The 24,779-nt window shown below is 53.9% G+C and carries 24 protein-coding genes; 10 read left to right on the forward strand and 14 right to left on the reverse strand.

The features are described 5' to 3' along the window. Positions 1-21 precede the first annotated feature (21 nt). From cysC to GZZ87_RS01240, 8 genes are all read right to left on the reverse strand, one after another. Positions 22-642 (reverse strand): adenylyl-sulfate kinase, encoded by a 621-nt coding sequence (gene cysC / locus GZZ87_RS01205; protein WP_162027172.1) that lies wholly within the window; start codon positions 640-642, stop codon positions 22-24. Positions 643-763: 121 nt separating this feature from the next. Beyond that, positions 764-2,410 carry a TIGR03790 family protein gene (locus GZZ87_RS01210; RefSeq protein ID WP_162027173.1) on the reverse strand — a complete coding sequence of 549 codons (1,647 nt, stop codon included), beginning with the start codon at positions 2,408-2,410 and terminating at the stop codon, positions 764-766. Positions 2,411-2,414: 4 nt separating this feature from the next. Continuing rightward, positions 2,415-3,404, reverse strand: a complete 990-nt coding sequence (locus GZZ87_RS01215; RefSeq protein WP_162027174.1) for an N-acetylmuramoyl-L-alanine amidase — start codon at positions 3,402-3,404, stop codon at positions 2,415-2,417. 44 nt (positions 3,405-3,448) lie between these two features. Beyond that, positions 3,449-4,108: a translation initiation factor IF-3 gene (gene infC / locus GZZ87_RS01220; RefSeq protein ID WP_162027175.1), complete on the reverse strand. Its 660-nt coding sequence runs from the start codon at positions 4,106-4,108 to the stop codon at positions 3,449-3,451. Between the two features lie 212 nt (positions 4,109-4,320). Continuing rightward, entirely contained in the window at positions 4,321-4,698 is a 378-nt protein-coding gene (locus GZZ87_RS01225; protein ID WP_162027176.1) for an iron-sulfur cluster assembly accessory protein, read from the reverse strand. Between the two features lie 90 nt (positions 4,699-4,788). Beyond that, the gene (pdxA, locus tag GZZ87_RS01230) at positions 4,789-5,727 is read right to left on the reverse strand and encodes a 4-hydroxythreonine-4-phosphate dehydrogenase PdxA (protein WP_162027177.1); all 939 of its coding nucleotides are present in this window, start codon (positions 5,725-5,727) and stop codon (positions 4,789-4,791) included. 24 nt (positions 5,728-5,751) lie between these two features. Beyond that, on the reverse strand, positions 5,752-6,546 hold the full coding sequence (gene lpxA / locus GZZ87_RS01235; RefSeq protein WP_162027178.1) for an acyl-ACP--UDP-N-acetylglucosamine O-acyltransferase: 795 nt from the start codon (positions 6,544-6,546) through the stop codon (positions 5,752-5,754). A 96-nt stretch (positions 6,547-6,642) separates the two neighbouring features. Then, complete coding sequence (locus GZZ87_RS01240; RefSeq protein WP_162027179.1) at positions 6,643-7,242, reverse strand: hypothetical protein; 600 nt, start codon at positions 7,240-7,242, stop codon at positions 6,643-6,645. A 216-nt stretch (positions 7,243-7,458) separates the two neighbouring features. On the opposite strand from GZZ87_RS01240, the gene GZZ87_RS01245 reads away from it, so the two are divergent. Together GZZ87_RS01245 and GZZ87_RS01250 are read left to right on the forward strand one after the other, a co-directional pair. After that, positions 7,459-7,971: a hypothetical protein gene (locus GZZ87_RS01245; protein WP_162027180.1), complete on the forward strand. Its 513-nt coding sequence runs from the start codon at positions 7,459-7,461 to the stop codon at positions 7,969-7,971. Between the two features lie 197 nt (positions 7,972-8,168). Beyond that, positions 8,169-8,396: an addiction module antidote protein, HigA family gene (locus tag GZZ87_RS01250; RefSeq protein WP_162027181.1), complete on the forward strand. Its 228-nt coding sequence runs from the start codon at positions 8,169-8,171 to the stop codon at positions 8,394-8,396. Positions 8,397-8,922: 526 nt separating this feature from the next. Here the strand turns inward: GZZ87_RS01250 and GZZ87_RS01255 are convergent. Together GZZ87_RS01255 and GZZ87_RS01260 are read right to left on the reverse strand one after the other, a co-directional pair. Beyond that, a complete protein-coding gene (locus GZZ87_RS01255; RefSeq protein ID WP_162027182.1) occupies positions 8,923-10,110 on the reverse strand; it encodes a DUF2851 family protein in 1,188 nt (395 codons plus the stop codon). A gap of 305 nt (positions 10,111-10,415) precedes the next feature. Further along, complete coding sequence (locus GZZ87_RS01260; RefSeq protein ID WP_162027183.1) at positions 10,416-10,901, reverse strand: NYN domain-containing protein; 486 nt, start codon at positions 10,899-10,901, stop codon at positions 10,416-10,418. Between the two features lie 160 nt (positions 10,902-11,061). Between GZZ87_RS01260 and GZZ87_RS01265 the strand changes: the two genes are divergently transcribed. Continuing rightward, entirely contained in the window at positions 11,062-11,895 is an 834-nt protein-coding gene (locus tag GZZ87_RS01265) for an NAD(+)/NADH kinase (RefSeq protein ID WP_162027184.1), read from the forward strand. A 208-nt stretch (positions 11,896-12,103) separates the two neighbouring features. Beyond that, positions 12,104-13,483, forward strand: coding sequence for an HD domain-containing protein (locus GZZ87_RS01270; RefSeq protein ID WP_244648141.1), 1,380 nt, complete (start codon positions 12,104-12,106; stop codon positions 13,481-13,483). 142 nt (positions 13,484-13,625) lie between these two features. On the opposite strand, the gene GZZ87_RS01275 is transcribed toward GZZ87_RS01270, so the two are convergent. From GZZ87_RS01275 to GZZ87_RS01295, 4 genes are all read right to left on the reverse strand, one after another. Beyond that, positions 13,626-14,117 carry a hypothetical protein gene (locus GZZ87_RS01275; RefSeq protein ID WP_162027186.1) on the reverse strand — a complete coding sequence of 164 codons (492 nt, stop codon included), beginning with the start codon at positions 14,115-14,117 and terminating at the stop codon, positions 13,626-13,628. Positions 14,118-14,339: 222 nt separating this feature from the next. Then, positions 14,340-15,521, reverse strand: coding sequence for a lipid-A-disaccharide synthase (lpxB, locus tag GZZ87_RS01285; protein ID WP_162027188.1), 1,182 nt, complete (start codon positions 15,519-15,521; stop codon positions 14,340-14,342). Between the two features lie 179 nt (positions 15,522-15,700). After that, positions 15,701-16,630: a Gfo/Idh/MocA family oxidoreductase gene (locus GZZ87_RS01290; RefSeq protein WP_162027189.1), complete on the reverse strand. Its 930-nt coding sequence runs from the start codon at positions 16,628-16,630 to the stop codon at positions 15,701-15,703. Positions 16,631-16,760: 130 nt separating this feature from the next. Continuing rightward, positions 16,761-17,312 (reverse strand): shikimate kinase, encoded by a 552-nt coding sequence (locus GZZ87_RS01295; protein WP_244648142.1) that lies wholly within the window; start codon positions 17,310-17,312, stop codon positions 16,761-16,763. Positions 17,313-17,421: 109 nt separating this feature from the next. On the opposite strand from GZZ87_RS01295, the gene GZZ87_RS01300 reads away from it, so the two are divergent. The 6 genes from GZZ87_RS01300 (at position 17,422) to GZZ87_RS01325 (ending at position 24,742) form a co-directional block, all read left to right on the forward strand. Continuing rightward, on the forward strand, positions 17,422-17,865 hold the full coding sequence (locus tag GZZ87_RS01300) for a bifunctional nuclease family protein (RefSeq protein WP_162027191.1): 444 nt from the start codon (positions 17,422-17,424) through the stop codon (positions 17,863-17,865). A gap of 50 nt (positions 17,866-17,915) precedes the next feature. Then, positions 17,916-18,287 carry a GxxExxY protein gene (locus GZZ87_RS01305; protein WP_162027192.1) on the forward strand — a complete coding sequence of 124 codons (372 nt, stop codon included), beginning with the start codon at positions 17,916-17,918 and terminating at the stop codon, positions 18,285-18,287. Positions 18,288-18,334: 47 nt separating this feature from the next. Next, positions 18,335-19,405 carry a tRNA-dihydrouridine synthase family protein gene (locus GZZ87_RS01310; RefSeq protein WP_162027193.1) on the forward strand — a complete coding sequence of 357 codons (1,071 nt, stop codon included), beginning with the start codon at positions 18,335-18,337 and terminating at the stop codon, positions 19,403-19,405. A 224-nt stretch (positions 19,406-19,629) separates the two neighbouring features. Then, positions 19,630-20,823, forward strand: a complete 1,194-nt coding sequence (sucC, locus tag GZZ87_RS01315) for an ADP-forming succinate--CoA ligase subunit beta (RefSeq protein ID WP_162027194.1) — start codon at positions 19,630-19,632, stop codon at positions 20,821-20,823. A gap of 36 nt (positions 20,824-20,859) precedes the next feature. Beyond that, entirely contained in the window at positions 20,860-21,744 is an 885-nt protein-coding gene (gene sucD / locus GZZ87_RS01320; protein WP_162027195.1) for a succinate--CoA ligase subunit alpha, read from the forward strand. Between the two features lie 844 nt (positions 21,745-22,588). After that, positions 22,589-24,742, forward strand: coding sequence for an ATP-dependent Clp protease ATP-binding subunit (locus GZZ87_RS01325; protein ID WP_162028126.1), 2,154 nt, complete (start codon positions 22,589-22,591; stop codon positions 24,740-24,742). Positions 24,743-24,779 lie beyond the last annotated feature (37 nt).

Consider the following 24,779-nt stretch of genomic DNA (forward strand, 5'->3'; position numbering starts at 1 on the left):
TAAATGTAGAAGAAAGCGTGTTTAGGAGTGAGCGCTGCTTTGAATGAGCGGCAGGATACGCTCTAAAAGTTCGTTGATCGACTCTTCTTCAGTCTGAGAGTCAGTGGAAATAATCCAGTCATTGTCATCTTCGGCGGGTTCCTCAAAAGAGGAATCTTTCCCGGTAAAGTGCTTCACACCACCCGCTGCGGCTTTGGCATACAGGCCTTTGACATCGCGCTCGGCGCACGTCTCGAAGGATGCCTGCACGTAAACCGGAGTAAAGTCCTCCGCACCGACGATCTCGCCAGCGGTTGCACGCAAGTCGCGTTTCGGAGTAATAAAGGACGTAAACACCACCATACCAGCGTCTAAGAAGAGACGAGCCACTTCGGATATCCGGCGAATATTCTCCTGGCGATCTGCATCAGAGAAACCGAGGTCGCTGTTCAAACCGCTGCGAATATTATCTCCATCCAAAATCTTGGTAAAAATACCACGCTCGGTCAGTTTTCGCTCCACGGCATTCGCGAGTGTGCTCTTGCCCGACCCCGAAAGCCCATAAAACCAGAACACGTGCCCACGTTGACGCAATTGCGCCTCCTTGGCGTCGCGACCAAGCATGCGGTGAAATTCTGTGTGTATGTTTTCGGGTGCGCTCATAAAAATGAAGGATCGGATACAAACAGCATCCTTAAGAAAGTAAACGAGTTATTCTTATTATTAGTTCTTGAGTCAAGAACTAATGATAAGAAATAAAAACACCAACTCCCTAGCCCATTGCTTACTTCTTTTTTGCAGGCGGCACCTTCAACTTCCGCGCAGTCAGCGTCCAGTTTGAGGACAGGCCCGCATCTCCCTGGCTCAACGCAATTTTGGCACCGCCCTCGAGTAAGGAAATCCGTAGCGCCTTCTCCAAACCCTGTTGATCGATCAGTTTTTTATATAAATCGAGCGCCAGCCCGCTCTCGTTGTGCTTATTTAGGAAACTTGCGATTTGTTGCACCAACACCACGTCTTCACGCGAGAACACTGTGATGTAGCGAACCACTCTCAACGCTTCTACCGCCTTCTGATCCTCCCCTGCTGCTGCATACAGCGTTGCCAACTTATAGGCCAAAGGTAACGACGGCTGGCGAACCAACTGTGTCCGCGCAAAGGACAAGGCCTCATCCGTCTTGCCTTCGGCTTCGAGACGATTGATCTGCCGCAGGCAAAGATACGCGCTAAAAGGAGACTTCATCGACTCTTTCAACTGCGCATCCAACCCAACTTTGAATGGACGATACAACGGATCACCGATCGCCACCCCCTGCCAACTCAACGCTGGATTACTAAACATCACCGCCTCACCAAAGGTATGCCCCTCGAGCAACGCCTCCAGCAGCATCTGCGGATGGTGCGTATACTCAAGATACGGCTCATATACATTGCCCACCGTCGCACAGTATCCCTGACTTACAAAAGCCCCGAGCCACCCCTTACTCGTCGAACGCACAGTCGTGCCCGAAAAACTATGAAGGTGAAATCCGATCGCCCCCGGCGGCACCGACCACTTCGCCTCACGCCATGGCCCATACGCATTCTGGCGATACCAGCCCATATAAATCGCAGGCGCATCGTAGCGATCACGACCATCCATCGCTCGTTTTGTCTTCTCAAAATCGGTATCGAAAAATGCCTTCACCGCGAGATCGCCCGCCGCATTCATCCATTCATCTCCCTTCGCATGCGGCCCGCCAATATCGAAATACGCACGCCCGATCAGCCCCTCTGCCTCAGCCTGCATGCTCCGCTCGATCAAGTCGGTGACGGACTCGACGCTCGGCCCATCCAGACGGCTGACTCGAATCACACGCTTCGCGTCCAAGCGGGTCGGTTTGATGTTCGAGAACAATGGATTCGGCACAAATGCAGTCATCGGCAAATTTGCCGGTGACGCTAACAAAGCCAGTTCGCCATCGACCGAACCATTATTCACCTGAAACTGCTTCGGCAACTGTCCCAAGTTCGCCTCCAACAGCGTCGAATCATTCGCGATCCTCAGCGGCACGCCCCGCGTCGTTACGAGATAGCTGATCTTATGCGTCGCAATCGACACACGCTCACGACCGACGATATCCCGCCCTGTCGCCTTCACTGCGGTCATCCAATTCTTGTCAATCAAGGCATTCAGCAGCGGATTGTATATCGCATCCACAAACTCACGCACCGACACCGTTTCCTTCGTCGGCATATCTAGCGCGATAATATTCTCCGACGGTATCCCCCGCTGCTCTGTATAATACTTAGCAATGTCGGCCGAGCCGCTATCGTTGGTATTTACCAGCACCACCACATGATCTGCCTCGTCCGCAGCCAACCGAACAAGAGCGACTGCACCGACACACATAAGACCAACAATAGATAAGGAAATTTTTCTAAAAGACATAAAGTTATTGGATACGTTGAAGTCGTTTTCGATAAGCCACTATGCCGTCACACAGACTTTGGGCAAGTGTTTGCCGAAAAGCCGGCGACCGTAATTTCTTGGCAGTTTCTGCATGCGAGACAAATCCCAGCTCAGTCAGCACGCCCGGGCACTCCAAATCCTTCAACACCGACCAGCGCGCACGCTTCATACCACGATCAGGGCCGCCCAAACGCTGCACCAACGCCCGCTCCACATGATACGTGAGCAGCGCATTCCACGGATCATAATCATTCCCATTATAACGAATCGCATCTTTCGTAGTCGGTCGCGGGTATTTCGAAGAGGCCTGATGCTGAGGCGTCAGCGCATACGATTCGAAACCAGATGCCGCAGTCGATCCCGCAGCATTGAAATGCAAACTCACAAACAAATCCGCCTTCGCTCGATTCGCCACCTGAGGCCTCTGAGCTAGTGGAATATACACATCACTGTCACGTGTCATCACGACCTCAAAGCCAGATCGTTCCAGTAGCGACCTCACCCGCCGCGCCACATCCAGCGTTAAATTCTTCTCCAACAATCCGTAGGCATCATTACGTGCGCCACTATCTTTGCCTCCGTGCCCGGCATCGATCACAATCCGCCGAATTCCAGGGGGATTCTTAAATGCCTGCGGTGTCAGAATCGGCTGCAACACATGCTGATAATCCGCAGTCGCAATAAACAGCTGCCCGTTCGATTCCACCGTCGGAAACCCCAACACCACTGGCAATCGATTGATATATAAAGTGCGCCCATTCTTCCCGACATCGATCGTCGTCCATTTACTGCGAAGACGATAGGTCTTATATCCCTGCAACCAATACGGCTGCATACCGAATCCCTTCCCCACTGTCGCCAAATCCACATACGGCTGCCCACCCACCTGAATCTGGCGCGCCGACAAGGATGCGGGCACAAAAAAGCTTAGCGCCGCAAGCAGCGCTAAGCTTTGTAAAATGTAACGAGACATGCGTCGGCCTACCTTAACTGGAAGGGCTCCGACACACATCGAAACTAGGATTCGACTTCTTCGTCTTCCTCGTCGTCGTGCTCCTCGATCTCACTATCATCACGATCATCATACTCATGATCAGGATGGTTGAACTTCAAGACGCGCTTGCCTTCAGGCAATGGAGACAGAATGAGCGCGACCTGACGACCAACCAAGCGAGGCTCAGAATCTGCAGTGGCGATACCTGCAAGTTCATCTTTAGCAAGATTCACTCGGACAAAGCCTAGATCGCGGTGCTCGTTTTCACGTCCACGGAACTGAAGCGTCAGCTTCACCTTGTGGCCATGGTTGAGGAAACCTTCTGCACGACGCAGCTTTGTTTCAAAGTCATGGTCACCAATACGCACGCGGAATTTGATTTCCTTAAGCTTCGTCGCCTGCTGCTTGGTTTCCTTCTGCTTCTTGCTTTCCTCATAGAGGAACTTACCGAAGTCTAAAATACGACAGACTGGAGGACGCGCTGCTGGCGAAATCTCAATCAAGTCGAGCCCTACCTTTTGTGCGAGCTCAAGCGCCTTACGAGGCGGCATCACACCAAGGTTAGTGCCCTCTGGGCCGATCACGCGCACTTCTGTCGCGCGGATACGATCATTTCTTCTGAGACCTTTAGGTCCACGGTTACGGTTCTGATAGCGACCGCGATTATTCGGGTATTTTGGCATTAACTGATTTTTAGATAAACGTCTTGCATCGGAATTCGATCAGATAACCTATGCGAAAGTGGGAACTGCTTCGTGCCGCTCCGAAAAATCACTTTAGCTCGTCATAGACTTTGGTTGGATAACCATACAAGAAATCCGAGGTTGGCTGGAAGAATCTTGCATTTCAACTCTTTTCGCCCCTTTCCACCAAGCATTTAACACTCGCGCCTCACTTAGATGCTAAAGCTCTCGCCGCAGCTACAGCTGGATTTCGCATTCGGGTTGCTGAATTTGAACCCACCACCGACCATTTTATCGGAAAAGTCCAGATGCGTGCCGCGTAAATACAGCGCACTCTTCGTATCAACCAAGATCTGCGCACCCGATGAACGCACTAGAATGTCACCACGCTTCGTATCCTTCACAAATTTCATCTTATAGCTCAGCCCATTACAGCCGCCACCCGTGATTTTGACGCGTAGATATTCGCCCTTCTGCTCACGCGCGATCAAGGCCTGCAGCTTCGCACCTGCTGGCTCCGTCACTAAAATCAGCGTCTCGTTTCCTTCGCGAACGCCTTCAGGCAGCTCAGTTTTTATATCTTCAGTCATTATCAATATCAGCTCTCTTAACCGCTTCGGCGGGCCTCCAACTCAACCGTTTCAGGTTTTCAGTATTTCAGCTTTTCCCAATTTCAGTAGTCAGCTTTTCGAACCAGTCAACTGCCGAGCGACAGAAAGTGCCGCGGCAAAGCTACCACAGTCTGCCAAACCTTGCCCAGCGAGATCAAAGGCCGTGCCATGATCCGGACTCGTGCGCACATGCGGCAAGCCGAGCGTCACATTCACTGCCGCATCAAATTCCAAAGTCTTCACCGCCGCCAAGCCCTGATCGTGATAGGCCGAAACCACCACATCAAACTCACCACGACGTTGACGAAAAAATACCGTATCGCCCGGCAAACACTTCGACAGTCCAGGCATCTCAGCACGTAAGCGATCCAACGCTGGATCGAGCACATCGCGTTCCTCGATTCCCAATATCCCACCTTCGCCGGCATGCGGATTCACCCCGCAAACTCCGATGCGCGGCATCTCCACACCAAAGGACTTCGCGAGTGCATCTGCACGACGCACAGCCAACTCAAGGCAATCCGCCGTCAACGCATCCGCCACGTCACGCAACGGTATATGCCAAGTCGCCAAAACGACGCGCAATTCATTACCAACGAATCCCATCGTCGGCGCTCCACCCCACGCCTCTGCAAAAAACTCCGTCTGCCCGGGATGCTTAAAACCAACCTGCTGCAACCAATGCTTACTCACCGGCCCCGATACCACACCACGAAAGCGCCCATCCACACAGCCTTGCGCAGCAGTTTGTAAAGCCGCCAATGCCACCTGCGCCCCGTCAAGTGACGGCTGCCCGGCCACCGCCGAAAAGCCCGCCGCGCCAATCGCCTCAAACCCGATGCCAAGTTCCGCGGCCAAAGGCTCCGCCCAACTAGCAGCCCCGATGAGCACACAATCTCGCCCACGCTCCGACTCATTGCGCAGCGCAGTCGCAATCACCTCTGGCCCAATCCCAGCAGGATCACCACAAGTAATCGCCAACGGAAGACTCATCTCCGAATTATTCATCACACATTAGACATCAGCCATCACTTAGGATGCATCCTGAGTGGACTGCACGAAACCGCGCTTGCCATGTTCGAAAAACGCCAAGAAGCGCGCACCCGTGGCAGTAATGCCAAACTCGTGTTCACGCACCGCCTCTGCCGCCTTTTTCTTTAAATTCCCACCACCGAAATAAACCGCACGGTAGCATTTTTTCAGATCCGCAATATCAGGGCGATCAAACCCACCGCGACGCAGGCCAACCAGATTCAGCCCATGCGCGGTATTACGCTCAGCTGCCATGACATACGGTGGCACATCCGCCGCGATCGAAGCATTGCCCGCAATCATCGCATACGTGCCAATACGGCAAAATTGATGAATCCCTGCACCGCCGCCGATAAAGACGTTTGCCCCCACAGTCACATGCCCCGCAAGCATTACATTATTCGCAATCACAACGTCATTACCGACCTGGCAATCGTGGGCCACATGAGCCTGCGCCATTAGAAAACAATTATCACCCACCACCGTATTCGCACCATTGCTGGTCGCGCGACTCACGGTGCACCCCTCTCGGATCACCACATTATTACCAATCACCACGCCACTTTCCGTCGCTGGATCAAACGTCAACGACTGCGGATCACCTCCGATTACAGCGAACGAGTCCACTCGCACAGCATTTCCAAGCACCACCCCGTGCCGCACAATCGCATGCGCAGCAATCACACACCCCTCGCCCAAGACGGCACCGTCTTCGATGATCGCATGAGGCCCAACAACAGAATCTGCCCCAATCACGGCAGTCTCAGAAACAATAGCAGTAGGATGAATCGACATACGCGTAACAAATGCCGCCTTTTCGAAGAACTCAAGAATGGAAGTTGTTCGTTGTTCGTTGAAAAACCTCAGCCCTCAAGTCTCAGCCCTCAAGTCTCAGAAAAGGTTCAGCTGCGGAGCCTGCACCATGTCATAGACCTTCAACACCCGCACCAACTGCAAGAGCTCAGACTTTTGATAGCTGTGATTCACTTCCACATGACGTAGTAAATCCTCCAGAATCGTGCTAAACGCAATCACCCCATCCACGCCCTGCTCCTTAAATAGCGCGATACACTCACTCCGCTGAGGCTCCGCCGTCGGCAACCCAGGCAGCACCAGCACCTTACGATAAGTCGCCGCATCCTCCAACTCGCCCTCCTCCACTGCGAATAATGCGTCAGCTTGGCTCAGCACATCCTTCTTTAAAAAATCAAACAACCGCGCCGAGCTCTTCAATATCGCTGGCGTCACCCGTGTATGTTGCCAACCATGCACCACCACGATCGCCTGCCGAATCGAAGCCATGTCCGAAGAAAACAATTGAAAGTTGGGAGCCACTCCCTCCGTCGGTGCGGATGGATTATAGACCAGTAACTCCACCGTTTCCTCTACTGGTTTCTTGCGCGAACGCACCACATGCTTTCGTAACTGACGGGCAAAAAAGCCATTCAATTCGAAATACTCACGGACAATGTTCTCATCAAAACTCGCCATGGGGCAAAATGCTTACCTAAAGATAAGCAGATCGTCAATGCTGAGGAATCCTCAACATTGAAAACGACTCACCATTAATAAACAGAGGCACATTCCTTTGTCGAAAGCGAACGCGAAGCCATTTGATGGTCCAGCAAACCAATGAAGAAGATGAGTTGAACAAGAACCAAAGAGCGACTAACTTCTAACACCTAACTCCCAACTCCTGTTCTAATTATGCAAGAAGCCCTGAAGAATCTATTCTCACAGCCGATCGTGATCGGCCTATGCATCGGCCTGATCATCGCACTAATCGTATGGATTCGCGCATGGTTCAAAGCACTCGCACAGAAATCCGACGCCGCCGCACGGATGGACAAATTACAAGGCGAGATTTCCGAGCTCAAACGGCACCTACATACACAGATGGAGATCAGCACCAAGGGCAACGAATCACTCAAAAAGGAGCTGGAAGCACTCAAAGCGACCAACCAAAACCTCAAAGACGCCCTCAGCGCACTCAAAGATAAACCCGGACGCGACGTCATCCGCACCCTCCACGTTTACAACAAAGCACTCAGCATGATGAACACCCGTGCCCCAGGTTTCGGCCCAGCCTGGGAGACCTCCATCAAAGACGCCGAAGAGGAAGTCAAAAAAGAGGAGTCCGGCATCATCGGCTGGATCAAAAAGCCGTTTCTACTGAACAAAGCGACCTCCGTCGAAGCGATCACAGACTCGAACCATTAAACGTGGCATCTGAGCTCGGAGACGGTCTCAAAACGATGATCCAGCACTTCTAAAGAGTCCCAGAGTCGCTACGCGAGTCCGCTTAACTACGCTTAATTTTTCAATATAAAGAAAAGAGCATGATTTTGAATGCAGCAGAGTTGTTAAGGACACAGTGTGATAGTTAAGCGCCATTAAGCGGACCAATCACTGAGCCAATGGGGATTTCGCAAAACGCCAGAGCCCATGCCATCAACGAGATCGTGCACGCCAAGCGTTCCATCACTCCACAAATGTCAATCCGCTTCGGTGCCTTCTTCGGGCAATCCGAAGAATTTTGGCATGGCATACAAATCGACTGCGACTTCCGCGCGCTACGCAAAGAAGCCTCCCGCATTACAAAATACGTGCAAACCGCAGAGTCACTCATCCCCTGCGAAGACTAAAACGATACTCACGCGCAAAAGTTCCGCGACTCATGCGGCTCTCACGTATGTATTGGTTGTTTGGGGAGGGATGGCCTCCGCGCTTGCCGCGTTCTACGCGGCCGTCAGCCGAGCCTCAGCACAGAACCTAAGCCGAAGACTTTTGCCCAAAGCGACTAATCACGCAACGACATCAACAGGCGGATCATATACCACGGGGGGGGGAAATGGGGTCAGCCCAATTTTCCATGCATTTAGCTTTAGAGGTCACTGGATGAGGGGAAATCGTGTAAAGAAGCACAAAAACATGGTCAATTGGACTGGTGTAACTCCCAAACAGAACAACAATTCAACCCGTCTAAATTGGAATCAAGATAAAGTTAGTAACGCGAGCCTCAGACCACTGCCTGCTATGCAGGCACGTCGGCGTAAGAAAGCGTTTTTAAAGCCCCACTTCGGTGGGGCTTTTCTTTTTGTGTCTTTGGCTTCGCCCTTCGGTTGAGTGTCGCTGCGCTCGAAACGCGCCTCTTTGTGGCCTAAACACCGCTCACCCGCCCCGCTCCACAAACAAGGCCAGTGCGCCTTGGTTCCAGCCGTTGCTCTGCGGGTTCTGGCGATTGGTCACGTCTGCATGCTTGAGGAATCGCCTCAGCGCATCAGGACTGTCGCCTGGTGACCAATGCATCCAATAGGATTGCCCGTCAATTAAACCAGCTGCGCTTGCCAACGGTAAGATCGCATCGACCACCAGAGTATTGAGGCGCGTATCTGCCAGCACCTCACTAAAAATGGACTCACTCAATTGCCGGCGCAACTGCGGCAGACCAACCGTTTTACGGAACGCTGCGGTCGACAGACTCTCATCCACACGCGGAAACGCTTTCAAGCACTCAGCTAAACGATCTGGCCAGTGCGGCTGCTGCCGCACCATGTCGATATATTGCGCCAGGCGACGGCGCGGGTGATTCGCAGGGCGCAGGCCATTGAGTTTCCAATACTCAGCTTCCTCAGCAAAGCGCTCTTCCGTGCTGACAGCGACTGTGCTCCACTCCGCCAAGGGATACTTCGCCGCCAACCGTAGCATCGGCGCACGGTTACGCGCATAGCCAAACACTTCCAAAGCATAGCTGTGACACGCCCCCTCCCAGCCTTCCGCGTCTAAACGTTGCTGCGCATATTTCAACTTTTGCGACCAACGCCCAGTTGCTCGTTCATCTAAAATCCGCAGACGCTGTTCGAATGGCCGTTCAATAAAGCGAGCCACCCACTCCAACTCATCCTGCTGCTCTAGTTCTAGTAGCGCCTCATCCATCGCGACCGATTCTAGGTCGCGGTTCAGCAACGGCATTAAATACAGACACTCAGGGAAATGCCCTTTAGACGTCACCACTGGATTCGGATTACGACGCTCCGGGTGCAATACGAGATGCAGCACCACGCGGTCAAAATTCCGATCCAGTTCGTGTTGATGGCTGTGCCAATCGGACACATTAAAATGCACCTCGACATCGCCGATCACTTCGACGCCATCAATTAGCAGGCGTGCCTCTTTAAAATCCGGCCCTTCCTGCAGGTTCCAGCGCCCTGGATCTTTCACCACCAGCGACTTACCCGACACAGTCAACAAGCCCGCCGTCGCAAAGTCCTGTCGCAACCAAATCTTCTGCACCACACGTTCGGTTAGAGTGAACGGCCCGTATAAGCCCTGCATTTCTTCGACTTGGTTGGTTTGCATGAGAAAAAAAGTAGTTAGAAGTAAATCACTGCGCTCATGTAATTCTCACGCAAAGACGCTAAGGCGCAAAGCTTTTTATACTGGCGCGCATCATGAATTGTGATTGATCGACACAACACATTCGGGAGGGACGAGCTCCGCCTCGTCTTACGGTGTGCTGGTGCTTTGGTTCTGTGCTTTGGTTCGGATGACGGCAGCGTAGAACGCAGCAGGCAGCGGAGGCCATCCCTCCCCAAGCAACCAACACATACGCCTGAGCCGCGGCACTTTTCACAAATCATGGTGCGCGTGTGTATCTGTCATCTTCACAGCTCAATATCTAAGCCGTTCTTCCACTCGCGGGCGTTCTCCTTACGGCGGCGTTGAGCATCTTGCACTAAGCGCCGATCACACGCAGCGGCCCAGTCGAACAACTCCTCCGGTGTCATCGCCATTGCGCCGTTCGCACGGATCGATTCACGCACCATATTGTCATGACTCACTACGGTCACGCCCGCCGGATTCGACACACGTGCCACGATCCGTTCGATCACACCGTCCGCAGACAACGACGCAGGCGCGTAGATAAATTCAAACGTTTTCTTACCGAACGGATGATCCACTTCCAAAGTGTCATTACGGCTATCAAGGATCAACGCAGTGCGCACTCCCTCCGCATCGTGAATCGACGAAATCATCTCAGTGAGTTGATCGCGGGCGCTGTCAATATTGTCACGCAAAGCACTACGCAGCGTATCGGTCGCACAAATGACATTATACGCATCAATCAGGAGGTAACGTTCTTCAACCACAAGAGGAACAGAGGGGTGCAGTCCGAAAAGGTCAAGACTTCGGCGAGAACGTCTGATTATTATTCCTAAGTGAGACATACATTGCGATGCCATCTGCAAAGACCACAATCGCGAATTGATTTAGCAGCAAAAGCCACACACACTACGCCTCTCCTCTATAATGAAACCAATTCAATCCATCACCTTTGCCATCAACTCATCCAAGCCCGGAGCTGCCGCCGTTGCGGAGAGCCTCGCTGCTCTGGTCGAGCGCGAAGGCGTGACGACACGTATCACACAAGACTACCCACTCCCCGCAGATGCTCTGACAGGGCAAGATCTGTGCTGTGCCATTGGTGGTGATGGCACACTACTTGGCGTCCTCGATGCGGCACTCGAATCTGGCTCCGCGGTGCTTGGTGTGAATCTCGGAAAGCTCGGCTTCCTCGCGACTTTTACCGAAGCCGAAGCCGCCCAAGACCTACCTGCACTCATCCAAGGCAACTACTCCATCGCCGAACGCTCCGTGCTCAGTTGCACCAATGCCAAAGGCGACAGCGTCTATGGACTCAACGACGTGGTGATCAAAGAAACACAGGGCAGCGGACTCATCCGCCTCTGCGTATCTGCCAACGGCAACCCCGTATCAGAGTATCATTGCGACGGCCTCTTATTCTCCACTCCAACGGGATCAACTGCTTACAATCTATCCGCTGGCGGTCCGATCATCGGCCCTAAAGTCAGCGCCATCGTGATGACGCCGATCTGCCCACACACCTTTGGTAATCGCTCGGTGATCTTCGACCACTCCACCAACATTACGATTGAGTGCGGTGAGCAAACCGCCTGCCCGCGTATTACAATTGATGGGCGCGTGCGCTTTGAAGACTGCGGCAATTTCCCGCTCACAGTGACCGTGGCCGACAAGAAATTTCGCCTCATGCAAAACCCCGACCACTCACACTTCGCCATCGTCCGCGACAAACTCAACTGGGGCGGGCCTGCGATTCGATAAGAGAGCTGAAACTTGAGGTGGGAGACCTGAGATGAGAGTTAAAATGAATTCGTCCTCAGCTCTCAAGTCTCCCACCTCAGGCCTCTCCAATCTCAAGTTTCCAACCTCAGGCCTCAGACCTCTCAGTCCTCAAGTCTCCCACCTCAAGTCTCAGCTCTCAACCCTCTCAAGTCTCAAGTCTCCAACCTCAGCTCTCAGACCTCTAATAGTGAACATTCTAGAAAATATCGACCCTCGCCAACGCAGAGCGTGCACCCAAGTCGCTGAGCTACTCAAAGCTGCTGGCGGCCGCGCGTTACTCGTCGGCGGCTGCGTGCGTGACGGCCTGCTGGGCATTCCAGCAAAGGATGTCGACATGGAAGTGTATGGCCTCAGCGCAGACGACGTTGAGAACACGCTTAAAAAAGAATTCCGCCTCGATACTGTTGGACGCGCCTTCGGTGTGTTCATCATCAAAGGGCACGATATCGATCTAGCACTACCCCGCCGCGAATCCACCACCGGCCCGAAGCATACCGACTTCGTCGTTGAAGGTGATCCCACGATGTCGCCCCGAGATGCCGCAGCACGTCGTGATTTCACGATCAACGCCATCAGTATCGACCCACTGACGGAAGAAATCCTCGATCCCTATGACGGCGTGACTGATCTCAAGGCACGCCGCTTACACCATGTATCAGAAGCGTTTTCAGAAGATCCGCTACGCGTGCTACGCGGCATGCAGTTCATCGCCCGCTTTGACTTAGTCGCCGATCCTGAAACAATCGCACTCTGCCGCGAACTCTCCCCCGAGCACTTACCAGCCGAACGTTTATGGGAGGAATGGAAGAAGCTCATTCTCAAAGGCGTGCAGCCCTCCAAGGGCTTACTCTTCTTACAGACTTGCAACTGGTTGCCCTATTTCCCGGAACTCGAAGCACTCGTCGGCTGTGAACAAGAGCCTGAATGGCACCCGGAGGGTGATGTCTGGAAGCATACTTACCACTGCCTCGATGCCTATGCAAAGCATCGTGTTGGCGATGAATGGGAAGACCTCGTCGTCGGCCTCGCAGTGCTCTGCCACGACATGGGTAAGCCCGTCTCCAGTTTCGTTTGCAAGGACACAGGCCGTATCCGTAGCCCACGTCACGACGTCGATGGCGTGCCCATCGCCCGCGCGTTTCTTGATCGCCTCACGCGCCAGAAGAAAATATTCGAAGAAGTGCTACCGCTCGTGGAGCAACACATGCGACCGCTCGCACTGTATCGTGATGGCGCAGGCGACACCGCCATCCGCCGACTCGCCGCACGCGTCAAACGCGTGGACCGTCTCACTCGTGTTGCCTTTGCCGACAAAAGCGGTCGCCCGCCGATCGTCGTCGACGACTTCCCAGAAGGTGAATGGCTGCTCAATAAAGCCACCGAACTTGCCATTCAAGACAGCGCACCGAAGCCGATTCTGCTCGGCCGTCACCTCGTAGAGCTCGGTATCAAGCCCGGCCCCCACTTCGGCAAAATTCTTGACCGCGCCTACGAAGCACAGCTCGAAGGTGAATTTACAGACGAAGAGAGTGGACGCATTTATTTGAAGTCGATCATCCCGGCGTAGACGTTTCGTCGGGGCGTTGCTTGCGACGCCCGAGACAACGCGATTGGCTTATAGCAGATAGAGTTGGCCTCACCCTTGCGCTCTTTCTTTTCGAAGCACATCGAGGCATCGCGGGCTTCGCAAGCAAAGCCCCTACAACAACTCACTCCCCTAAGATCGGCACGTCCTGCATAAACAGGTCTTCGACATCACCGTCATGCACACGGACCGGCACGAACCTGTCGGGCAAATCCAATAAGGGCGCTTCAATAATCAGTGCCTGCTCAATCCCGAGATACGAAAAAACGGTGATCTCCCGCCACTTCGATGAGCGTGCAGTCAGTTCAAACGGATCCTCGATAGGATACTCATCCTCAGCGATACGATAAATTTCTCGAAAACCTGAAACAGGATAGATCGACAGAAAGTGCTCCCCGTCCTTCGTCCCCATATACTTCCACGGCTCATAAAACTTGCGGCCCCACTGCATATTCATTCGCCACAAGTCCGATTTCGTCACCTGCTGCGAATACCACAATTCAAGATCGCTCGCCGCAACCGAACCATCCTGCTTCGATACATCCGAAGACTGGCAACCGCTAAATAAAGCGACCGCACATCCGAGCACGATAAACTGTATCCAAGCCGTCCTCATCTTCAACCTATGCTGTTAATACAAATCGAATCCGACGGGTTGATCGCTTTCAAGCAATCCGGGCACAAGCAGCCGTCATATTGCGAAGCTAAATAGGATCGAGCGTCGGGGCTCAACGCAACGCGTGCACACCAACACTTTCCGCCCTGCTCCACACAGCAGGCAAATGATTGACCGCATTTGGGGCATTTCGTTGATGCATCGTCAGTTGCCATCACAAATCTACTCCGCCATGCCGCGCAGCAGCCACTCCGCGGCGCTGGCATCACTGCCTGGGTTCAACAATTCACGTAACTCCGCTGCACCTGAGGCGGCATCCTGACTCGCCTTCGGATCATCGAGCGCCGTGAGAATTTGCTCCGCTAAACGCTTTGGCTTCGCGGCGCCTTGGATAAATTCCGGATGCAACGGACGCTTGAGCAACAGGTTCGCAATTCCGATATATGGAATCTTTACCAGCATGCGACCGAGCCAATAACTGATCGGATTGAGGCGATACACAATCGCACCAGGGATCGCAGACAAGGCACAGGCGAGCGACATCGTGCCCGAACTCATCAACACCGCACTCGCGGGAAGGCCATTCTCCTCATTGCGCACAAATTCAATCGACGCCTTCAAATCTCCATATTGTTCAAGCACAGTGTCGAGCACATCGCGAATACGTTGGCTCGGATACACCACCTTTGCTTTCAACTCAGGCTTGGATTGTTGCGCCAAACGAAAACCATCGAGCAGCAATGGAAAGATACGCGCCACCGCAGCGGTGCGACTTCCCGGCAACAACAGCACCGGTGCGGTCGCATCGTAACTGAGCGGCATCTCATAGCTTTCACGCACGAACGGATGCCCCACAAATTCAGTCGGCAATTCGGTATCGGCAAAGCACTCCACTTCGAATGGAAAAATTACGCCGAGACGATCCAGTGTGCGTGCCATCTTGAAGCGACGTTTCGCCTTCCAAGCCCAGACCTGCGGACCGATATAAAAACTGATACCGATCTCGCCACCGCCTTTTTTACTGAGGCCACGCTCCATGAGTTGCTCAGCGATCCGCAGGTTAAACCCGGGGTAATCGACAAAACAAATATGCTTCGGCCGATAACGCTCAATCCAATCCAGCGTGCGATCGAACAAGGCCTTAAAGAATCCATAGTGCCGCACGACCTCGGCAAAACCGACAATCGAAACCGCCGTCAGGTCGTAAAGTAATTGCGCACCTTCGGCCTTGAGCTCGACGCCACCGAGGCATGCGACCTTCAGGTCGGGGTGAGTCTCCCGCATATCCGCAACGAGTTGCGCAGCATGCTCATCACCAGAATGCTCTCCGGCAATGATGAGCAGGTCAGGCTGTCCGTTAATCGGCGCAGCGAAATCAGCAGGTGCTGGTAGTTGTTCAGCCATGGTGTCAAAAACGTTGAACGTTAAACGTCCAACACTAAACTTCGAAATGTTGTAGGGGTGCTGCTTGCGGCACCCGCGATACGGCGACCTATTTCAAAAATACCGCCGCCCACCATTCGTCCGCGGGCTTCGCAAGCAAAGCCCCTACGAGGGAAAGCGATCAGCAGCAACGTTCTCATCTATTTCTCTGCGTGGATGAGCTCGGTTATTTGGATGGCGAGTTCGAGCGCAGACTTGCCGAGTTCGGCACCGACCTTCGGTTGACCTGCGTCCTTCACGACTTCGAGGAACGAAGCGAGCTCGAGCTTCAAAGGCTCATCCTTTTCAATTGGAATTTCTTCGCGCACGAGCTCTGGACCTTCTTTACGCAGGAAGTGCCCTGTTTGATTCATGAAATCGAGCGACAGATAGTTGGCCGGCTGGAAGACGCGAATCTCGCGCACCTTCTTCATACTGACACGACTGGTGTTGATGTTCGCCACGCAGCCATTTTCAAAAGTAATACGTGCATTGGCGATGTCTTCGCTGCCAGAAAGCACATTCACGCCCACCGCATCGACCTGCTTAATTGGCGAACGCACCAGTGCCAAAATCACGCCGAGGTCGTGAATCATCAAATCCAACACCACGCCCACTTCGGTGCCACGCGGATTGAACGGCGCGAGGCGGTCAGCGGTAATGAACTGCGGCTTGGTCACCGCATTTTCGAGGTAGCCCATGACTGGGTTGTAGTGCTCAATATGACCGACCTGAATGATACGGCCCGCTTTTTTCGCAGCCGAGAGAATATCCTCCGCCTCTTCGAGACTCGTGCAAAGCGGCTTTTCGATTAGAAGGTGGCAACCACCTTCGAGCAGCGGCACAGCAACATTGCGGTGATGATCGGTCGGCACCACCACGCTCACTGCGTCGCAGGCTTCGGCCAACGCTTCGAGTGATTCAAAGCGCTTGCAGCTGTGCTTTTCACACATTTCAACGGCACGTGCATCGTCGGATTCGACGATACCGACCAGCTCACACGCATCGAGTGCTGCATAGATACGCGCATGATGTTGGCCCAGAGAGCCAGTTCCTACGACGCCACAACGAATTTTTGAGTCTACAGACATGCGGGCATGAAGCGGCAATCCTCAGCAGATGACAAGGCGAGATTCGAAGTGATACAGACATTCCTGTCTGTCAGAACCTAAGAACAGACAAGAATGTCTGTATCACTTCCCCCACTCACACTCGCCTCAGCTATTTCCGCCGATCGCGCTTCGCGCAAGTGCGGTAGGTGCGCAACATATGCTTCACCACTTCGGGAATTGTGCGGCTCTCGGTGGTAATGCAGGCACCTGAATCCATATAGATCGGCTCGCGCTCGGCCAGTAACTCACGGATGCGTGCCTCGGGATTTTCCACATTCAGCAGCGGTCGATTATTATTCCGACTCGTGCGCTCGATGATGCTCTCTACCGATGCAAACAGGCAGATCACGACGCCCTTGGATTTGAGCAGCGACTGCATACCGTCTTGCACGACGAGCCCGCCACCACAGGAGACCACGCAACCTGTTTCCGGATGCCCGGATTCAATGAATTCACGCTCGTAGGCACGAAAACGCGCTTCGCCCTCTGAAGCAAAGATGGCAGGAATTTTTTTACCCGCCTGCTTTTCGATACAATCATCGGAATCCAGAAACTTATAGCCCAGCTCACGCGCGACACGGCGCCCGATCGCGGACTTTCCGACGCCCATAAATCCCACTAAGTAAAGATTTGGCTTGGTTGACTGGCTTTTTTGATTCACTGCCTTGGGTTTTAGGAGAGGTCGCGTTTGGTGCGACATTATTTTCAACACATTTTCAATCAGCCAATACACTTGAAGCCCTTCCGCTTCAAAGCATACTACAAATCATATGGATAACAGCGTCGTTGCAGTCAGCGTTAAAGGAGTCATGCCCACCTCAAATGGATGTGCCGTTTTCTTGGGAAGCGACGCAAAAACCTTCGTCATCTACATGGATCGCGCCATCGGCGAAGCCATCCAACGCGCGGTAGACGGCGAACAAGCCGAGCGCCCGATGACGCACGACCTAATGGTCACGCTACTCGACGGCTTCGGCGCCGAGGTCGAACGCGTGGTGATCAACGATGTCGACAACGGCACCTTCTTTGCACGCCTCATCGTATCCATGGAAAACGAGCTCGGCCATAAAATCGTCGAAGTCGATGCTCGCCCCAGCGATTCCATCGTGCTGGCGCTGAGCAGCGGCAAGCCGCTCTACGTCGCGCATCAAGTGCTCGATTCAGTCGACGACATGACCGAGATCCTCGAGAAGATTCTCAAAGAGGGAGAGTAATTAAACCACCCGCTGCGCTGGAGGACACAGAGACACGGAGGACTCATACGATGCTAGAAGAAGAACTGACAAACTCAATTATTGGAGGTGCGATCGAGGTTCACAAGCATTGGGGACCTGGTCTTTATGAGGAAATTTACGAGAAGAGCCTTTGCCGTGAATTAACACTCAGAGGCCATGCATTCAAACAACAGCTATACCTGCCCCTGACCTACAAGGGCGAAAAAGTCGGCGACGACCTAAAGCTAGACGTCTGGGTCGAACGGCGCGTCATCATCGAAAATAAGCATGTTCGAGAATTACTACCTGTGCATGAAGCACAATTACTGACTTATTTGAAACTCACTGGCTGCCGAGTCGGCCTCTTGATCAACTACAACGTGCCAGTGCTGAAAGATGGCATCAAGCGGATCGTTCTCTAAAACCTCCGTGCCTCCGTGCCCTTCGTGGTTAAATCAACGTCCTTCCCATGCCTCTCAATCCACTTCCAAATCCACTCATTCCCGGCCAGCCTTGGACTGCCCTGGCGCCGATGCAGGACGTCACCAATCTGCCGTTCATGAAGCTGCTGGGGAAATACGGTGCGCCTGACCTGCTGTTTACCGAATTCTTCCGCGTGCACTGCCACTCGCGGCTGGAGAAGCCCATCATCGACTCAATCTGTGAGCACGGCACTGGACGCCCCGTTTTTATTCAGCTGATAGGCGAAAGCCTCCCCGACCTAGCGCGCACCGTGCAGGAAATCGAAACAATGCAGCTACCCGTCGCGGGCATCGACCTGAACATGGGCTGTCCTGCCCCCAAGGTGTATAAGAAGAACGTCGGCGGTGGTCTACTGCGCGAGCCCTCAAAAATCGACGAAGTGCTCGGCTGCCTACGCGCTGCGATTAGCGGCCGCTTCACCGTCAAGATGCGCATCGGCTTCGATGGCGACGAACATTTCGACACCATCCTCGACCTCGTCGAAAAGCACGACGTCGACCTTCTCAGTCTACATGCCCGCACCGTCAAAGAAGCCTATCGCAGCGAGGTGCACTACGAATATATCAAACGCGCCGCCGAGCGACTCGCCTGCCCCGTGCTCGCCAATGGCAACGTCACTTCCGTCGCCAAGGGACAGTGGGTGCTCGACGAAACCAAGAGCGCAGGCCTCATGATCGGTCGCTCTTGTATTCGTAACCCGTGGATTTTCCGCCAACTGCGCGAGCATTTCGCCGGCCAGCCCATCTTCCGCCCCACCCTCGCCGACGTGCGCGACTATGTGGAAGACTTGTTTGACGCCACCAGCCACAAGCAACGCCACGAACTCAGTCATGTAAATCACATGAAGAAGTTCCTCAACTTCGTCGGCCTCGGCGTCGATGTCGACGGGCAGTTTCTACACGACATGCGCCGCATTAAAAGTAAAGACGACCTCGACCGCGTCTGCCAGAACCACCTAATCGACAACGGCCGCGCCGAACAGCTCTTCCCCGAAGAACCGATCAAAGGGCTGATCGCCCGCCCAAATTGCGAAACCCCGCAGGGTTGCAAGTTGTAAGCAACATCCAGAGGACAAGGTTATAATCCTTGGCGACACAAGCAATCAGCACATAACTTGATGTCAAGCAAACACTCCCTCACTACAACTCCCCACCATGAATCGAATTCATCTCAAAGTATTTTTTTCTTCTTCGAAATTCATATAAAATAGATTGCACCGACCGATCAACCTTGGCATCAAGCAAGCTTCCTTTTTGCGTCTAAAACACTAACACCCAACAGATGAACATCCACGAGTATCAGGCAAAACGCCTTCTTCAGGAATACGGAGTGCCCGTCCCACGCGGTTACGCCGCTCAGACCTCCATTGAAGTCGACACAGCAATCTCCCACCTTAGCGACGAAGAAATGATCGTTGTTAAGGCCCAAATCCACGCAGGTGGACGCGGCAAGGGCACATTCACCGACGGCTACCAAGGTGGCGTTAAAGTCGTTAAAGGTCGCGCAGCGGCTAAAGAAGCAGCCAACCACATGTTGGATAACACGCTCGTTACCGCCCAAACTGGCCCAGAAGGCCGCAAGGTGCAGACACTCTACGTCACCGAAGGGTGCGACATCGACCACGAGTATTACCTCGCTATCGTTCTCGACCGCGAAACCGCTCAGTCCGTCATCATCGCTTCGACCGAAGGTGGCATGGACATCGAAGAAGTCGCTGATAAGACTCCCGAGAAGCTGATCCGTGTGCCAATTTCACCGACACTCGGCCTACGTCACCACCAAGCTCGCCAAGTTGCTTATGCACTCGGTTTCGCAGGTGACCAAGTCAAGCAATTCACTCGTATCCTCTCTGGCGTCTACAAGATGTTCTGGGAGAAGAATGCGATGCTGGTCGAAATCAACCCACTGGTCACCGACAAGTCCGGCAACCTCAGCGCACTCGATGCCAAGGTCTCCTTCGACGACAACGCCATTTTCCAACATCCTGAAATTCAGCAGCTCCGCGACCTGAACGAAGAAGACCCGAAGGAAATCGAAGCCTCCAAGCACAACCTCGCTTACATCGCACTCGATGGTAACATCGCATGTATGGTGAACGGCGCAGGTCTAGCCATGGCGACGATGGATATCATCCAAAGCTACGGCGGCTCTCCGGCCAACTTCCTCGACGTCGGTGGCGGCGCGAACGAAGACCAAGTCACTGCGGCTTTCAAAATCATCCTTTCTGATCCAAACGTGAAGGGCATCCTCGTTAACATCTTCGGCGGCATCATGAAATGTGACGTCATCGCTCGCGGCATCGTCGCAGCAGCCAAGAATGTCGACATCACCGTGCCACTCGTTGTGCGCCTCGAAGGCACCAACGTCGAAGCCGGCAAGCAGATCCTCCGCGATAGCGGTGTCGCCCTCACTCCAGCAGACAGCCTTGTGCAAGCCGCCGAGATCATCGTCGAGCAAGTCAAAGCAGAAGCATAATCCTGACAACGATCACAGTTAAACACACATTTCAAAATGAGCGTTCTTGTAAATAAAGACACACGTCTAGTCGTCCAGGGTATCACCGGTAAGACTGGCACATTTCACACACAACAGTGCATCGAATACGGCACCAACGTCGTCGCTGGTGTGACACCAGGCAAAGGCGGTCAACTGTGGGAGGGCAAAGTGCCCGTCTGCAACACCGTCGCCGAAGCGGTTAAAGAATACGGTGCCAATGTATCCGTCATCTACGTCCCACCGGCCTTCGCCGCAGACTCCATCCTCGAAGCGATCGAAGCCGAGATTCCTCTCGTCATCTGCATCACCGAAGGTGTGCCCGTCCGCGACATGGCTGAAGTGCGCCGTCGCCTCTTCTTCCACAACACGAAGACACGCCTGATCGGGCCCAACTGCCCAGGTATCATCACACCAGGTGAGTGTAAGATCGGCATCATGCCGGGCTACATCCACAAGCCAGGTCGCGTCGGTGTGGTCTCTCGCTCCGGCACATTGACTTACGAAGCGGTTTACCAACTCACACAGCGCGGCCACGGCCAATCGACCTGTATCGGTATCGGTGGTGACCCAATCAACGGCACTTCCCAGCTCGACGCAGTGCGACTGCTCAACGAAGACCCTGACACCGATGCGATCATCATGATCGGTGAAATCGGTGGCAGTGCTGAAGAAGAAGCCTGCGCTTACATCAAAGAGCACGTGAAGAAGCCAGTCGCTGGATTCATCGCAGGTGCCTCTGCACCCAAGGGCCGCACCATGGGCCACGCTGGTGCGATCGTATCCGCCAACGGAGCTGGCACAGCCGAAGCCAAGTTCGCAGCCATGGAAGACGCTGGCGTCTCCATCGCCCGCAACCCTTCGGAAATCGCTGACGCGCTGTTGAAGATCTACAAAGGCTAGTTCGCTGCGCGAACCAACGTCGAACACTCAACGTCGAACATCGAACGTTGAATATGCTGATGATTGAGACGCGCAACTGACACACTTCCCACGAAATCCGCCTGCTGCGAACGCACAGGCGGATTTTTTTGTGGGAAGTGATACAGACATTCCTGTCTGTCCACCGAGCCAAAGCACTCATCCCCAATCCTCAGTAGAAGCGTGCTTCCAGCCGCTCTGCGCAAGAAACGACGGGCAGAAAAAAAGGGGCAAACGCAAAATATAAAGATCCTTTACGAAGACCGCCGTTACTACTGAACTTCAGGAACCTACGTAAGCATAATGCCTTCGCGGTCTGCGCGAGCACAGCCCCTACCCTTGTGCCAAGGGACTGAAAATAAAACCAACAGCGTCAGGGATGAATTACTAGGCTGAGCTTTACCCATAAGTTGAGAATGTGTGAAGTTAGTGGTAAAAAAGCTCCTTCCCTGCGAAGGGAAGGTGTCTCGGTCCGCCGAGACGGAAGGGTTTCGCGCAACATGAGCAGATTCTTTGGGCTAACCCGCCGGAAACCCCTCCGACCCCGCAGACGGGGCCACCTCCCCTTCGCTGGGGAGGAGCTCAAAGAATCGCGTTCATCGCGAAAACTAGAAGATACAAACTTATGGGTAAAGATCAGATTACTAGGCTCTCCCTAAAAAGCTCTCGTGATACAGACATTGCTACGCCATCTCCGGACTTCGGCGAGCTCAGTCGTGCCGCAGACCTACGTCCTGTCTGTCCACCGAGCCAAAGCACGACACACAGATACAAATCATCCAGAATCTCGGCTTGAAGCGCTGTCTCCTATCTCCAAGCTGCTCGCGTGCTGAACTTTGATCCCTACGCCCCGCTTGCCCTTGAACTCCTAGAAACTGCTGCCGAATGCGCGCGCCGCCGTAAAGGCGTCGAGCTCACTCTGTTCGACCTCACTGCTGCAATTCTAGAGAAATGCACTGAAGACCCCTATGTCACCTTCTTTGAAGACAATGAGTGGGGGCAAGTCGCCGATGTGCGCGATGAGTTTTTAACAGAGGTCTACCCCGACCTACTCCCCAAGAATAACGTAAAGGTTAAAGCGCGCCCGCTGGAGCTCTCAGAAGATGCCGCCAACCTACTCGCACAAGCGGAAGCTGAAAGCTGCGACAACGAAGATGGCATCGAGCTGATCGAACTCATGATGACGCTCTGGCCCGCCGTCGGCGATCCGATCCTGACGCGCATCAACTGCATCCCCGAAACCGAGATCGATGTAAACTATACCGCCCTCGCCCCCGGCGCACTGCTCCTACGCGAAGACTACGAAGAAGTCTCTACCGCCGAAATCGCCGCGCTACAGAACCTGGCACTGCTCTGCGAGCTGGGCACCGAGATGAACCTCGTCCCCTCGCCCTACGAAATCGTCGGGCGTGAGAAAGAAATCGCCTCGCTGGAGGCGGCGATGCTCAAATATTTTAAGCCCAACCCGCTGATCATCGGCGAAGCAGGTGTAGGCAAGACCGCAGTGGTCGAAGCACTGGCTGACCGCATACACCGCGGCACGTGCAGCGAGGATCTACGCGAGGCCCGGATTTTTGAAATCCGCGTCTCCGACCTCCTCGCTGGCACCACCTATCGCGGCGAACTGGAGGAACGCCTCAAGAATCTGCTACGCGAAGCGGAATCAAACCCCGACGTCATCTTGTTTTTCGACGAGATTCATACGCTCCTGCAGCAGGACAACCAATCGACTAAGATTGCCGACGTCTTTAAGCCCGCTCTGGCACGGGGCAAGATCCGCCTAATCGGTGCCACCACGCGCAAGGAATATCAGAACTACATCACCAAAGACGAAGCCATCGAGCGCCGTTTTGAAGTGATCCACGTCGGCGAGCCCAGCAAGGCCGCCACGCTCGCGATCCTCAAAGCGATTGGCCGCAAACTCGCGGAGCACCACGGCGTGAGCATCGAAGACGAACTCTTGCAGCACACCATCGATGCCGCCGACGAGTTCCTAATCAACCGCAATTTCCCCGACAAAGCGATCGATCTGCTTGATCGTGCAATGACCTCAGCTCGCTACGCCGACCGCGACGCAGTCGATGCCGAGTGGATTCGCCAAAGTGCACAGCGCCTGACCGGTGTTTCTCTGAATGAAACGCTCAACAGTCGCCTCAAAAGCCTCTCAGCCGCGTTACACAACGCCATCATCGGTCAAGATGCCGCCATCGATGCGATCGTCCAAAGTGTTTGCCTGAGTAAAAAGCGCCTCGATATACGCTCCAACCGTCCGGATGGCGTGTTTATGTTCAACGGCCCCTCAGGCGTAGGAAAGTCCTCCATGGCAGCGGCGCTCGCCGTGCACCTAACTGGCAACGCCACGGGTCTGTTTACGATCTCCATGGCCGACTTTGCCGAAGAAAGCGCCGCCGCTCGTCTGATCGGAGTGCCCTCTGGCTATGCCGGCAGCGAAGACGAATCACTACTCACCAAAGCCGCCACCCGCAGTCCCAATGGCGTCTTGCTGCTGGAAGAATTCGAGAAAGCACACCCCTGCCTACATCGCGTATTCCTAGAAATATTCAAGACGGGGCGCTTCACCGATGCGTCGGGGAGCTCCTACAGTTTCGCCAACGTCACGATCATCGCGACCACCAACCTACACGGCGGCAGTAAAGCGAAACTCGGGTTCCATAACTCCATCGTAGCACCCACCAAGCAACACGGCTCGCTCCACCATGATTTCCCGCCCGAACTCCTCGCTCGGTTCGACGAGATCATCACCTTCAACCCACTCACCCGTGAGTTGGCCAAGCAGATCCTCAACAAATCGATCCTGACACTCGGGCAATCCAAATTCGGCAACCGCCGCGAACCGCATCTCACTCAGGAGGAGGAAGATGCGATCCTCGACATGGGATTCTCCGAGACCTCAGGCGTGCGTCATTTAATCCGTGCCTTCGAGCGTATTATTCTACTGCCACTGGCATTGGCAGATTAGGCCAATACCGTAGGGCTTGAGCTCGGAGACTGTCTCA

The organism is Lentimonas sp. CC4 (genome assembly GCF_902728235.1).
In the GTDB taxonomy this organism is placed as follows: Bacteria; Verrucomicrobiota; Verrucomicrobiia; order Opitutales; family Coraliomargaritaceae; genus Lentimonas.

Coding starts and splice junctions, on each gene's coding strand:
- cysC (WP_162027172.1), bottom strand. CDS start 642: ATGAGCGCACCCGAAAACATACACACAGAATTTCACCGCATGCTTGGT.
- GZZ87_RS01210 (WP_162027173.1), bottom strand. CDS start 2,410: ATGTCTTTTAGAAAAATTTCCTTATCTATTGTTGGTCTTATGTGTGTC.
- GZZ87_RS01215 (WP_162027174.1), bottom strand. CDS start 3,404: ATGTCTCGTTACATTTTACAAAGCTTAGCGCTGCTTGCGGCGCTAAGC.
- infC (WP_162027175.1), bottom strand. CDS start 4,108: ATGCCAAAATACCCGAATAATCGCGGTCGCTATCAGAACCGTAACCGT.
- GZZ87_RS01225 (WP_162027176.1), bottom strand. CDS start 4,698: ATGACTGAAGATATAAAAACTGAGCTGCCTGAAGGCGTTCGCGAAGGA.
- pdxA (WP_162027177.1), bottom strand. CDS start 5,727: ATGAATAATTCGGAGATGAGTCTTCCGTTGGCGATTACTTGTGGTGAT.
- lpxA (WP_162027178.1), bottom strand. CDS start 6,546: ATGTCGATTCATCCTACTGCTATTGTTTCTGAGACTGCCGTGATTGGG.
- GZZ87_RS01240 (WP_162027179.1), bottom strand. CDS start 7,242: ATGGCGAGTTTTGATGAGAACATTGTCCGTGAGTATTTCGAATTGAAT.
- GZZ87_RS01245 (WP_162027180.1), top strand. CDS start 7,459: ATGCAAGAAGCCCTGAAGAATCTATTCTCACAGCCGATCGTGATCGGC.
- GZZ87_RS01250 (WP_162027181.1), top strand. CDS start 8,169: ATGGGGATTTCGCAAAACGCCAGAGCCCATGCCATCAACGAGATCGTG.
- GZZ87_RS01255 (WP_162027182.1), bottom strand. CDS start 10,110: ATGCAAACCAACCAAGTCGAAGAAATGCAGGGCTTATACGGGCCGTTC.
- GZZ87_RS01265 (WP_162027184.1), top strand. CDS start 11,062: ATGAAACCAATTCAATCCATCACCTTTGCCATCAACTCATCCAAGCCC.
- GZZ87_RS01275 (WP_162027186.1), bottom strand. CDS start 14,117: ATGAGGACGGCTTGGATACAGTTTATCGTGCTCGGATGTGCGGTCGCT.
- lpxB (WP_162027188.1), bottom strand. CDS start 15,521: ATGGCTGAACAACTACCAGCACCTGCTGATTTCGCTGCGCCGATTAAC.
- GZZ87_RS01290 (WP_162027189.1), bottom strand. CDS start 16,630: ATGTCTGTAGACTCAAAAATTCGTTGTGGCGTCGTAGGAACTGGCTCT.
- GZZ87_RS01300 (WP_162027191.1), top strand. CDS start 17,422: ATGGATAACAGCGTCGTTGCAGTCAGCGTTAAAGGAGTCATGCCCACC.
- GZZ87_RS01305 (WP_162027192.1), top strand. CDS start 17,916: ATGCTAGAAGAAGAACTGACAAACTCAATTATTGGAGGTGCGATCGAG.
- GZZ87_RS01310 (WP_162027193.1), top strand. CDS start 18,335: ATGCCTCTCAATCCACTTCCAAATCCACTCATTCCCGGCCAGCCTTGG.
- sucC (WP_162027194.1), top strand. CDS start 19,630: ATGAACATCCACGAGTATCAGGCAAAACGCCTTCTTCAGGAATACGGA.
- sucD (WP_162027195.1), top strand. CDS start 20,860: ATGAGCGTTCTTGTAAATAAAGACACACGTCTAGTCGTCCAGGGTATC.